Source organism: Chlamydia pneumoniae TW-183 (assembly GCF_000007205.1).
Taxonomy (GTDB): domain Bacteria; phylum Chlamydiota; class Chlamydiia; order Chlamydiales; family Chlamydiaceae; genus Chlamydia; species Chlamydia pneumoniae.
In genome coordinates this window covers 1,091,139-1,104,086 of sequence record NC_005043.1, presented here as the reverse complement: position 1 = coordinate 1,104,086, position 12,948 = coordinate 1,091,139, and the positions used below count along the sequence as shown (strand labels likewise).

Here is a 12,948-nt window from a genome sequence, read left to right as displayed (position 1 = left end):
ATGATCCCTTCTGGCCTAGTTTATCTGCTTTATCCCCTAGGATTTCTTGCTAGTCTTTTTTTTGGGAGTGCCTTCTCAATACAGTGGTGGCTGAGTAAAAAGCGCAAAGAGGTCTATGCTCCTCGAAGCTTTTGGATTCTCTCTTCAATAGGAGCCACTTTGATGATTGTCCACGGGACAATTCAAAGCCAATTTCCTGTGACTGTACTTCATGTCATTAACTTAATTATCTACCTCAGAAACCTAAATATTACTTCCTCTCGACCGATTTCCTTTCGAGCGACCTTAGTTCTGATGGCTCTGAGCGTGGTGTTCGTGACTCTGCCTTTCCTCTATGTGAACATGGAATGGATGGCCTCTCCTAATATCTTCCATCTTCCTCTTCCTCCTGCACAACTTTCTTGGCATCTTATAGGCTGTTTAGGGCTTGCTATTTTTTCGGGTCGTTTTTTAATCCAATGGTTCTACATAGAATCGAATAATACTAAAGATTTCCCCTTACTATTTTGGAAAATTGGACTTCTTGGGGGATTGCTGGCGCTGGTGTACTTCATTCGCATCGGAGATCCTATAAACATCCTGTGCTATGGCTGTGGATTATTCCCGTCCATCGCAAATTTACGTCTCTTTTATAAAGAACAACGTTCGACTCCTTATTTGGATACACACTGCTTTCTCTCTGCTGGAGAAGCTAGCGGTGACATTTTGGGGGGTAAGTTAATCCAATCCATAAAGTCTCTCTATCCAAACATACGGTTCTGGGGTGTTGGAGGTCCTGCAATGCGACAAGAAGGTCTCCAGCCCATTCTAAACATGGAGGAGTTTCAAGTTTCAGGATTTGCTGAAGTTCTGGGGTCATTATTTAGATTATATCGAAATTACCGCAAAATCCTAAAAACGATACTCAAACACAAGCCAGCGACTCTTATCTTCATTGATTTCCCCGATTTTCACCTTCTCTTAATTAAAAAGCTGAGAAAACATGGGTATCGAGGAAAAATCATCCATTACGTTTGCCCGAGTATTTGGGCATGGCGCCCCAAAAGAAAACGCATACTAGAGCAACATCTTGATATGCTCCTACTGATCCTTCCTTTTGAAGAAGGCCTTTTCAAAAACACATCTCTTGAGACTGTGTATTTAGGACACCCCCTAGTTGAGGAGATCTCTGACTACAAAGAACAGGCCTCTTGGAAAGAGAAATTCCTTAATTCTGACCGTCCTATTGTTGCTGCGTTTCCTGGAAGTCGTCGTGGTGACATCAGCCGAAATTTACGGATCCAGGTACAAGCTTTTCTAAATTCATCGCTATCTCAAACACATCAATTTGTGGTTTCCTCATCAAGCGCTAAGTACGACGAAATCATTGAAGATACTCTAAAAGCAGAAGGATGTCAGCATAGTCAAATCATCCCCATGAATTTCCGCTATGAGCTCATGAGAAGCTGTGATTGTGCACTAGCAAAATGTGGCACTATAGTCTTAGAAACTGCCTTAAATCAAACACCCACAATAGTCATGTGTCGACTTCGACCTTTTGACACATTCTTAGCAAAATATATTTTTAAAATTCTTTTGCCCGCGTATTCCTTACCAAATATCATTATGAACTCCGTGATTTTTCCAGAGTTCATTGGAGGGAAAAAAGATTTTCATCCAGAAGAAATCGCTACCGCTTTAGATTTGCTAAATCAACATGGCTCTAAAGAAAAACAAAAGGAGGACTGCCGCAAATTATGTAAAGTGATGACGACAGGGCAAATAGCTTCTGAAGAGTTTTTAAAAAGAATTTTTGACACACTTCCCGCTGTATGAATATTTAGGTTTCTTAAAACAAGTTCTTTAAGAACTCATAAATAAGTATAAAACAATTCGTTTTGAGCTACTTTTTTATAGTATTTCTAAATAAAAATTAATTGAATAACAATCAATCTTAGAAAGTATAATAAAATATTTCTACTTAATCCATAACTCCAAGATGCATATGTCTAACCCCATCTCTTTGTTTTCCCCTGCAGAGTTAATAGCAAAGTACAATTTAATTCCAAAAACTTCGCCGATTTATCCTCGGAGGACGGAACTTATTATCTTGGAAGAAAATGCGTGTCAAACACGCCTAACCAACGTGGCTCAGGTCCTACATCCTTCTAGCCTATTCAGTATGTCAAAAAAAATACTGAATCCCTGCGGGTGCTCTGGTGGTCCCTTATGTTGGGTGATTCTCAACATCCTAGCATTTATTATTACTTCAGTACTGTTTATCATTCTTTTACCGGTGAATCTCATCGTAGCAGGTCTTCGTCTCTTCATGCCTCTTCCCCCTAAAAAAATCGTAGAGGATTTAAGTGAACCTACTACTGAAGAAACGAATGAGGTCATTCAACCCTTCATTTTCGCTTTGCAAGCGTTGCTTTTTGAGGATAACAAACTTCGCTCTTTTAAAATTGTTGAACAAAGTGTAGGCAAAGCACCCTTACCTAATCCCTTTTTAAATAGACTAGTAGCAATTTCGCCGCAAGAAAGCCAAGAAGCCATGCGGAAGATTCCGGATCTATGCTCACAACTGAAAAAAGTATTAAAGTCTCTAGGCGTGCTAACTCCAGAATGGAAGCACATGCTGAAGTACTTTGAGGGACTGAAAAACGAACATGATAGTAATCCTGATAAAAAGACGTTCCCAATATTGATCAAGCTCCTCATAGAAGCTCTTACTGGAAAGTCCTCTTTACCCAAAACTCCTAGTACAAAGGAAAAAATGCAAGCGGCCTTATTTATTGCAAGTTCTTGCAAGACTTGTAAGCCGACTTGGGGAGAAGTCATAACCAGATCTCTTAACAGACTCTATAGTATAGCTAATGAAGGAGACAATCAGCTTCTGATTTGGGTTCAAGAGTTTAAAGAACGAGAGCTGATGTCCATCCAAGATGGTGATGATGCTGAAGAGTATCGGTTTGCGGCTCAGCAACACGGTGAGCGTTACACAGAGGCAATAGAACAAGTTCTACGAAACGAGTCAGCAGCCAAACTACAATGGCATGTGATCAACACTATGAAATTCTTCCATGGGAAAAATCTCGGTCTAGTTACAGAACACCTACAAGATACTCTCGGCGCCCTAACTTTACGTCAAACTACAGTGGACACACATCAAGGCAGAGAAGACGCTGATTTGTCAGCTGCTCTTTTCCTAAATAAGTATTTAAATTCTGGAAATCAACTTGTTAATAGCGTCTTTAAATCCATGCAAAAAGCAGATCCAGAAACCAAAGCTTTAATCCGTGAGTTTGCTCTAGATATATTATATGCATCCTTACGGCTTCCTCAAACTTCCGCTCATACCGAGGTCTTTTCTACACTCTTAATGGACCCAGAGACCTATGAACCTAATAAAGCTTGTATCGCCTACTTGCTCTATGTATTAAAGATCATCGAACTATAAGCATTAAGAGAAATAAAAAAGGGTTACTAAAAGTAACCCTTTTTTTTGATTGAAGCCCTGTCACATCGAACTAGAAAATAATACGGATACCACCATTGAAGTCATAAGCTATCAGATCTTCTCTCCATTCATAATTAAACGCTAAATACGTACTTAAATATGAATTCCATTCCGTATTATTGCTCAAGCGAGCCTTCCAAGCTTTACAAGGAATATCTACCCCATAACTCTTCCAAGAATAAGCAGCATCCTTGAGTGTAATCAAAGAGACAGGTCCCTTACGATATACATCAAAGACGTAAGCAAGCTGTACACTGTTCACTTCAGCACGTGAGCCACGCGAATAAGCATGTTCTAAAGCAAATCCAAAAGGAATGGCGACATTCTCAAAACGAGTTTTTTGGAACGTTCTAACCTCTTTACCCTGTTCGCTAATTTCTGGAAGATCTATACGGACATACTCGGCTTCTACAAAAGGAACCACTGTGGATACGATTGCCGATATAAACCGTCGAGGATTTACAATATAGCGGTAATCAATGCTTGTGCCTGCGATAAACCCTTTTCCTATCCATGAACCTGTTGAAATACCTAAAGTACCGTAATCTGTAGTCAAATCGTTGTTTATATTACCGTAAACAAAAGCTCCTTTTATTAACCAAGGACCTGCTAAAATCCCCGCATAAGCAGCTCCCATATAACTCTTCACATCGTTCTTAGCTTTGTAGGATTGGCTTTCAGTTTTACCAAAGAACTGTGAGAAACATCCTCCAATTAAGAAGTCTTCAACTAGTTGTGTATCCAAGCCTAGGGCATACCCTGTGAGATGATGTTTGAACCCATCAAACTCTCCGATGTTCTGACAATCTTCAACAACACCTAATCCTGATCCCCAGACATTTGTCGAGAAATCTAACTCCATTCTTTGAGCTATCGTATGATGAGCAAAGATCTCCTGCTTAAGAGCTCTAAGATCTGTATAATGACTCCAGAGATTATTCAAAACTAGAGCCCCTTGCTTCTCAGGATTTAACTTATATCCCGTAGGTTGCCAACCGACTACAAGTCTTCCATCTTCCATTTTACTTTCAGACCAAACTCCTGTGTGACCATACGTTGCTGGTGTGATCGAAGGTAAAGATACATCTATTTTTATATTAGATAGAGAAGCATCTGCTGTAGGCGTCCCTGTCATTCCTTCCGCTGTCTTAAGAGAAATTAATGGAATATCTTTATGAGAACTTAGAAGAGCATGATTTTCATATCCCACATTGGTAGGATCTATAATCTTAAGATCTATGGCATTAGAATGTAATTTTGTTCCCTTAGGAATGATAATTTCAGGAGGAAGAGGAAGAGTTCCGTCTTGCTCAGGAACAAATGAAGACAAATCTACAGTAATACTTATGATATCTGCAAGTACTGGAGTATCTACAGCTTTATCTTTATTGGGTGTAGGAGAGCTCATGTTAATTTGAACTCCGGCAGAAACAAGAGTCTCCTCTTTATTTTCTGTAGGAAGAGGCGCACTGCTATCAACCTGGGAATCAAAAATACGGAGAATAGATCCCGCAGACAATACGATAGAACTTCCTGTTTCCTGTTTAAGTCCTGCCAACCAAAGCTCTGCGTTTTGTGATAAAGCTAAGGTTCCCTCTTGTATAGCAGCAATCTGAGGAATTTTAGATACCCCTCGAGAAAACCGTATCGTCCCTTCATGATGTTGAGCGCTGTCATCTTGTGGCTTGGAGTTAAAAATTAATGAAGGGGCACTTAAAGGACTGACATCTTTATCTGGCAAGCCACGAATTGTGTTCTCTTCATAAGTAATTGCATCTTGGAAAATAATATTTTTATCTTGAACAGCAGAAAGCTCTACGATTTTTGAGTCATTCCCGCATAAGTGAATCGCATTGAAACTCCCATCAAAATTGATATTCCCTTCAAATAAGATATCTCCTCCAAAAGCCTCTAAACAAACAGTTCCTCCGTCTGCAATTTGGACACCAGCACCACTAGGAGCTCTGTTGCCATAGAAAGAAACGTTCCCTGCATTCTTTACAATTTTGAGGTTTTGTGTATAGATGGCCCCTCCACCAAAGGAATCTTTTTCTGATAAAGAAGCGGCTGTTTGCGTGCTATTTTTAGCAAATAGGATATCCCCACTGTTGCCTGTAATTGTAAGCGTTCGTGGGTTGCTGCCTTCAGAAGCAACCAAAGATCCTACAAAAATAGCACCTCCATAAGATCCCGTAGAGTTACTTACAAATAGGATATCTCCTGCGTTATCCTGAATATTTACAGAAGAGTTAGCAATGATAGCTCCTCCACCTGATCTTTGATTTTCAGAGCCAAAAACAAAGTTCTCTTTAAATGCTATGTTTCCCTGATTTCCACAAATCGTTACAGAGCCTTGAGGAGCTGCAACTCCAGCACCGCCAAGACGTGTTCTATTTTTAGAGAATGATACTGCCGAGCCATTGTCCGTAATGTTTACTGATTCGTTTAAAGCGCAAACGGCACCACCGAATTTCCCTGAACCATTAGAGACAAATTCAACCGAGTGGTTCGCGGAGATATCTACTTTTTTAGCTAAAATAGCTCCCCCTGAATCACAACCATTTGAAGTCACGTTATCAGAAAAAACAACATTTTGGTTACTGCAAACATTAACTTCATTAGTAGAAAGCAAAGCACCTCCTCCTACGATAGCTAAATCACCGACAGTAGAAGACTCTTCACCACCACCAAGGTTCCCAGAGAATCTCAGATTTCCTGTATTATCTGTAATAAAGATATGTTGAGCTAGAATGGCCCCACCACCACGAATATCTGTCGAAGAAACAACAGGATGTTCTTCTAACAATGAAGGTGGCACTTCCTCTTCTACAGTTTTAGGAGGATAATGATCTCCATGACTACAAGCATTAAGGCTCTTCTCGTCTTTATTTGTAGATGAAGCATCTGATTCCACGGGAGCTGTTTCTTGAGGAGCTACATATTTTTGAGCAAGACATTGGCCTTTGTTTCCTTTAAAAACAACATCTCCAGAGTTATTAGAAATTGTCACTCTATCAGTAGAGAGAATCGCACCACCACCGACATATTCTCCTATCCAGAAGGTACTTCCACCTATATTTCCTATAAATTGAATATTCCCACTATTGGAATCTAGAAGAACATTATGCCCCCATAAAGCGCCTCCACCAGCATAATCCTCAGCTTGTGTCATCACTTCTAAAACAGAAGCCTTATTTTTTAAAAAAGTGATAGCTCCGGAGTTTCCAATAATATTGATGTTCTCTCCAGAATCCTTTTGTTCTAACTTAGGATTAGATCGACATCCACAATAAATGGCTCCTCCGTGATTCCTCACTTCGTTTTGCTCAAAAAGAATTTCTCCAAAGTTATTTGCAATTATAACCTTATCATTTGCACTTAAAGCACCTCCAGTTAGAGCTGCTGTATTCTGCTTAAAGGCAACTTCGCTAATTGTTTCGTTGAGATCAACAGTACCTGCTAAAATAGCTCCACCATGTGTTTTAGAAGTGTTTTTAACACATTGCACTACTGCATTATTTCTTAAGGTAAGCGTCCCTTGAGCAGCTAAAGCTCCTCCACCTACAAAATCTGTAAGCCCTATATGCTCTCCAAGAGCAATTAGAGACTGGTTTCCTGAAAATTCAATAGCGCTACAGTTCCCTTGAATATCAATATCACTTGCTGAGGATATGGCTCCTCCTGATAATGCTTGATTTTCTTTCCACAAGGCGGTGTTTTCGTTGTTACTGTAAACAAAACTTCCGCAAGCAAAAGCTCCTCCATTGGACTTCTCAGCACTATTTTTCTCTACAACAATAGCTCCTTTATTGCCTACAACGGATAGAATTCCACCTGCAAGGTTATTTTGCACTTCATGGTTGCGAGCAGTGAAAACAGCTCCTCCACGAGAAAAATCTTTAACCAGACGTAAAGCTTCAAGGTCTAAACCAGTGGCACAATCAGTGAGAGTTACATCACCACAATGGGTCACAACAATGTTTACACCTGCGGCAGAGCCATCTTCTAAAGATTCACAAGATATAAAACTCAATCCTTTAACAAGATTTTCAAAAACAATATCTCGATCAGAATAAACTGCAGCCCCAGATTTCGGCGCCTTAAGATTTTCAAAACCTAGCCCTGAATTAGCTCCTGAACCAGAAAAGATAATTCCTTGAAATGAAGAATCCTTTTCAGAGATAGACTGAGAAGATGTATTTTTATAAAAAAATGCTAAACCCTGAAGAGGATCTCTTGCTGAAATGTTTTCTGAGATTTCAAGATCTTCAGAAATAGCTGCTACTGCAGTTTCAGGACTTTTAGGGAGATCTGATGAAACTTCTTTAAGGCCACTTTTTTTTGAAGGATCTTCAGTCTCTAGGTCTTTTCTATTCTCTTTGGTATCTGAGGAGATTTTCTCACTTACAGCATTACTTGTATCAGGTTCTTGAGTGGGTTGGGAAAAATTCCTAGTATCTAAATCTGACCAAACCAGCTTTTGATCGATACCAAATACTGTAGTCTCTTCAAAAAGATGCTGAAAATGCTCTAAGAAATTAGCATCGGCGAGATCCAAACTCTCTCCAGAGCTTCCTTGGGTAAGAGGCACTTGAGTGTACAAAACCTTCTCGGATTCTTTCTGAGAGGGATTTACAGGATCTGATCCCTTTAAAACAGATGTTTGAGCCTCTTCAACATGAGCAGAATGTTCCTCAAACTGTTTATTGAATACACCTAAATCTAGTTCTGAGCTGTGTAAGGAATGTGCTTCAAAAGCAATGCCTGCTGACAATATTGCTACTATTACGGAATGAGAAAATGAAGACCTATAAGATCGTACTGTTTTTTTCGCTACCATTGCAACCTTAAACCTGAGAGGTGTTTATAAAGTATTTTGCAAAATATGTAGCACTATCAACAAGATCCCGTCAATAAAGAAAAAGCTATACAGAGAAGCAAAAAATTGAATGTAGTTAACTAAATCAAATTAGACAAAATGCGTTTGCATAGGCGTGCTTGAGCCAGATTTATAGAGCCCAAAATGCCATGGAACAAAGAAGAACCGCACGCCTTACCATGACATTTGATCACAAGTTTAGAAAGACCACAGACTACAGAGCCGGGATAAAATGTGTAATCCAACCGACGTTGAATGTCTGCTTCAAGTTTATCCCCTAGAATACGCTGCAAGAACTCAAATACACCCTCAGCAGTCTTAAGGAAGATGTTTCCTGTAAACCCATCGGTGACAACTATATCTGCAGCACCGTCAAAGACAGCACCGCTTTCTATATTGCCTAAGAAAGCTTCGCCAAATGTCTCTCGCAGCATACGGAATGTCTGGCGATGGGCTTCCGTACCTTTACGTTCTTCTGAACCAATATTAAGCAATCCGATCGTAGGAATCTTAGAATCGCCAAGACACTGACGATAGGCAAGTCCCATACGAGCGAAACCTACCATTTCTTCAGGCTTTACAGAAATATTGGCACCAACATCTAGAATGACTGCATGACCTCGCATTGTAGGAACACAAACAAGTAATGCGGGACGAGATACGGCAGGAAATAGAGGAATCTTAGCACGTGCTAATGTAACTAAGGCCCCTGTATTCCCTGTGGATATAAAAGCGTCGAGTTTATCTTCCTGAAGATAATCCAATCCTAAAGCCATGGATGAGGATTTTTTGCGGATAGCTGCTAGAGGAGAGTCCTCCATAGCCACAAAATTTTCCGCAGAAATGATCTTAGGAAACTTCTCTTGAGGCAGATCTGATATAAATTCTTCTTGAATTTGCTTCCGAATCTCCTCGGAAGCAAAAAGAGTAAATGCAAAGGGAATAGTAGAACTTTGAGATTTAAGTACATCAACCAGCACTTGCCAAACAACAAGAGGAGAATGGTCCCCTCCCATTAAATCTATGCCAATTTGCACTTCCATAAAATCAGATAAGATTTATTTCTTTTCTACAGTCATAACGGCTTTACCGTTATAAAATCCACAAGAAGGGCATATAGTATGAGGAAGAAGGGCATGCTTACAATTGCTGCACTTTGCTGCGTGACAAGCCTTCTTAGCATCGTGACTTCTTCGAATATTCTTTCTTGCATTACTATGTCGATTGCGTGGTACCGCCATGTTCCTTACCTTTTATAAATACTCAAAGGGATTATTCCCCTCATGTTTTTTTCTGTCTTCCAAAAATTTTAAGATATTTTTCCTTTCGGGGCAGCCCTGCCCACTACACTCTTCGAAACAATCGCTTTCTAAAAGGAGCTCCTGACGAATCAAAGGTCTACAATCAAAGACTCCCGAACCTACCTCATCATGAGATATCACACGTTGAAGATCTGGCAAGCAGACGGAGTGTGAAAAAAAATTGTTACACACTGGGCAACATAAACCTAGCTGAGTCTTTAGGCTTAGCGAGAGAATCCATTGGTCACTATCTATGCGTCCCAGAGACCCTTCCACCTCGATGGGAGAATTCAAAAGCTCTTCTTCCCCCTTCTCACGAATGTATTCAGGGCTAATAGAATAGCTGATGCGTTCCGTATCTCCAGGTAGTTTCAAACGAAAAATATATAATTTTAAATTATCGACACAGTCCATACTAAAACCTTTACTACCTAGAACCAAGGCTTTTTGAGGATTAGAAAGATAGCTTACCAAAGACAATGATTATAGAAAACAAAGACCTACAGTTGAAAAGAATTAAATTAAAATAACCTAATTATTTTTAAAAAGAATCAAAAAGCCATTTCTGTAGAATTTTTTACCTATTTTCTTTATAATCACCAACGTAACTTATCTCACGAGCAGTTAGAAATTTAAGTTTCGACGTCTAGAAACCACTCTTTTCCCAAACAGAATAAGTAAGCTCAAGGATATGGTATAGGCACAAGGAAAGTCATGGAAAATGAAATTTTACTCAACATAGAATCGAAAGAAATTCGCTATGCCCATCTGAAAAATGGTCAACTTTTTGATCTAACTATAGAGAGAAAGAAAGTTCGTCAGCTCAAAGGCAATATTTATCGAGGTCGTGTTACCAACATTCTGAGAAATATCCAATCTGCGTTTATTAATATTGATGAGAGAGAGAATGGTTTCATTCATATCTCTGATATTTTAGAGAATTCGAAGAAGTTTGAACAGATGTTCGATATGGATGTAGATGCTCTTCCCGAAGAAGCTTCTGAAGCTCCTCTTCTTTCTTCTGAGGAAGCTCCCATTGAAGAATTTCTCAAATTAGACAGCCCCGTTCTCGTTCAGGTAGTCAAAGAGCCTATTGGAAGTAAGGGAGCTCGCTTAACTTCTAACATCTCCATTCCGGGACGTTATTTGGTACTTTTACCAAACTCACCTCACCGAGGTGTTTCTCGAAAAATTGAAGATCCCCATATGAGAGAGCAGTTAAAACAGCTCATTCGTTCTTTTGAAATGCCTCAAGACATGGGTTTGATTTGCCGTACAGCGAGCACTACAGCCTCTACTGAAGCTCTCATTAATGAGGCCCACGACTTGTTACTCACTTGGAAAACAATTTTAGAAAAATTCTATTCCACAGAGCAACCCTGCTTGCTTTATTCTGAGACGGACATACTAAAAAAAGCTGTGATTACTTGTATCGATAAGAACTACAAGCGACTCCTTATTGATGATTATGCTACGTATCAAAAGTGCAAACATATGTTAAAAAAATACTCTCCGGATGCTTCCATCAAGATAGAGTATTATCGGGATTCTATTCCGATGTTTGAGCGTTTCAATATAGAGAAAGAAATTGATAAGGCGACAAGAAGAAAAATTTGGCTGTCCAGCGGTGGTTATTTGTTTTTTGACAAAACAGAAGCCATGCACACTATCGACGTAAATTCGGGAAGAAGCACACAGTTAGAAAGTGGAGTTGAAGAAACTCTGGTCCAAATCAACTTAGAAGCAGCTGAAGAAATTGCCAGACAGTTGCGTTTACGTAATGTAGGCGGATTAGTGATTATTGACTTTATCGATATGAAATCTCGTAAGAACCAGCGACGTGTTTTGGAACGATTGAAAGAACATATGAAATACGATGCTGCTCGCTGTACTATTTTAAGCATGAGTGAATTTGGTCTTGTTGAGATGACCAGACAGAGAAATCGGGAATCTCTAATGCAGACATTATTCACTCTATGTCCCTACTGCAGCGGCAACGCCATTATTAAAACACCTGAAAGTGTGGTCATCGAGATTGAGAGGGATTTGAAAAAGGTTATTAATCACAAAGAACACTCTCATCTTTGTCTTGTTGTGCATCCAGAAATTGCAAGCTATATGAAACAAGAAAACGATGACAATGAAATGATCAATTTGGCTAAGCAATTAAAAGCTAAACTTCAGATCAATACATCGGACTCGGTTCATTTAAACCACTACCAATTCTTCTCTCTCATTACAGGGGAAAGTATAGATTTATAGGGCAATATACATGCAGTTTTCTAGGTATTTACGCTATGCTTTTGATAACCAGTATCTCCCAGAGCCTTTATATCAGAAATTTTCTGTTTTTCATCAGAATTACATCGATGCAGCTACAAAAAAAGCTGCAGCTGATCAAGCTGAGGTGCTATGTTTACAATGGGTCAAGGTTATCATCGAGGACTTGAAAAACCCTTTCATTTTCCCTCCGTATCATAAAAAAATTCGAGCTCCTATAGATCTATTTCGTTTGAGTATAGATTTTTTTTCTCTAGTCATTGACGATAAAAACTCTCGAATTTTAAACCTACACCGCCTTAAGGAAATAGAAGAATACATTGCTAGGGGAGATAATGTTGTTCTCCTTGCAAATCACCAGACAGAATGCGATCCACAACTCATGTATTATGCCTTAGGCAAGACGCATCCTGAGTTAATGGAGAACATGATTTTTGTAGCTGGAGACCGAGTCACTTCTGATCCCCTAGCACGACCATTTAGCATGGGATGTGATTTATTATGTATTTATTCTAAGCGTCATATTGCCACTCCACCAGAACTCCGGGAAGAAAAGCTTCTTCATAATCAGAAAAGCATGCAAATATTAAAGACCTTGTTAAATGAAGGAGGCAAATTTATTTACGTAGCCCCTGCAGGAGGTCGTGACAGAAAAAATGCGGAAGGAAGATTATATCCTTCAGAATTCTCTCCAGAAAGCATTGAAGTGTTTCGTTTATTAGCTAAGGCTTCTAATCAAACGACACATTTTTATCCCTTTGCTTTAAAAACCTATGACATTCTCCCCCCTCCTCCGAAAATAGAGAATGCAATTGGGGAGCAGCGAGCCATTTTCTTTGCTCCTGTTTTCTTCAACTTCGGAGCAGAACTATTTTTTGATGCATTATGTTCAAAAGAGGAACTTATTCATTGCGATAAACACGCCCAAAGAACATTAAGAGCAGAAAAAGTATTTTCTATTGTAAAAAATCTATACGAGGAATTGTAAG

At 39.4% G+C, this 12,948-nt stretch carries 8 protein-coding genes; 4 read left to right on the top strand and 4 right to left on the bottom strand.

The genetic code is table 11. From position 1 onward, the window contains the following. On the top strand, nucleotides 1-1,815 hold the full coding sequence (gene lpxB, locus CPB_RS04995; RefSeq protein ID WP_010883598.1) for a lipid-A-disaccharide synthase: 1,815 nt from the start codon (nucleotides 1-3) through the stop codon (nucleotides 1,813-1,815). Between the two features lie 169 nt (nucleotides 1,816-1,984). Continuing rightward, nucleotides 1,985-3,439: a DUF1539 domain-containing protein gene (locus tag CPB_RS04990; RefSeq protein ID WP_011126263.1), complete on the top strand. Its 1,455-nt coding sequence runs from the start codon at nucleotides 1,985-1,987 to the stop codon at nucleotides 3,437-3,439. A 70-nt stretch (nucleotides 3,440-3,509) separates the two neighbouring features. Here CPB_RS04990 and CPB_RS04985 read toward each other — a convergent pair whose 3' ends face one another. The 4 genes from CPB_RS04985 to CPB_RS04970 form a co-directional block, all read right to left on the bottom strand. After that, nucleotides 3,510-8,339: an autotransporter domain-containing protein gene (locus CPB_RS04985; RefSeq protein WP_010883596.1), complete on the bottom strand. Its 4,830-nt coding sequence runs from the start codon at nucleotides 8,337-8,339 to the stop codon at nucleotides 3,510-3,512. Between the two features lie 119 nt (nucleotides 8,340-8,458). Beyond that, nucleotides 8,459-9,421: a phosphate acyltransferase PlsX gene (gene plsX, locus CPB_RS04980; protein ID WP_010883595.1), complete on the bottom strand. Its 963-nt coding sequence runs from the start codon at nucleotides 9,419-9,421 to the stop codon at nucleotides 8,459-8,461. 15 nt (nucleotides 9,422-9,436) lie between these two features. Then, on the bottom strand, nucleotides 9,437-9,619 hold the full coding sequence (rpmF, locus tag CPB_RS04975) for a 50S ribosomal protein L32 (protein ID WP_010883594.1): 183 nt from the start codon (nucleotides 9,617-9,619) through the stop codon (nucleotides 9,437-9,439). A gap of 12 nt (nucleotides 9,620-9,631) precedes the next feature. Beyond that, nucleotides 9,632-10,093, bottom strand: coding sequence for a YceD family protein (locus tag CPB_RS04970; RefSeq protein WP_011126261.1), 462 nt, complete (start codon nucleotides 10,091-10,093; stop codon nucleotides 9,632-9,634). Between the two features lie 300 nt (nucleotides 10,094-10,393). Here CPB_RS04970 and CPB_RS04965 point away from each other — a divergent pair, with 300 nt between their 5' ends. Next, nucleotides 10,394-11,941, top strand: a complete 1,548-nt coding sequence (locus tag CPB_RS04965; protein WP_010883592.1) for an Rne/Rng family ribonuclease — start codon at nucleotides 10,394-10,396, stop codon at nucleotides 11,939-11,941. A gap of 10 nt (nucleotides 11,942-11,951) precedes the next feature. Beyond that, nucleotides 11,952-12,947 carry a 1-acyl-sn-glycerol-3-phosphate acyltransferase gene (locus CPB_RS04960; protein WP_010883591.1) on the top strand — a complete coding sequence of 332 codons (996 nt, stop codon included), beginning with the start codon at nucleotides 11,952-11,954 and terminating at the stop codon, nucleotides 12,945-12,947. Nucleotide 12,948 lies beyond the last annotated feature (1 nt).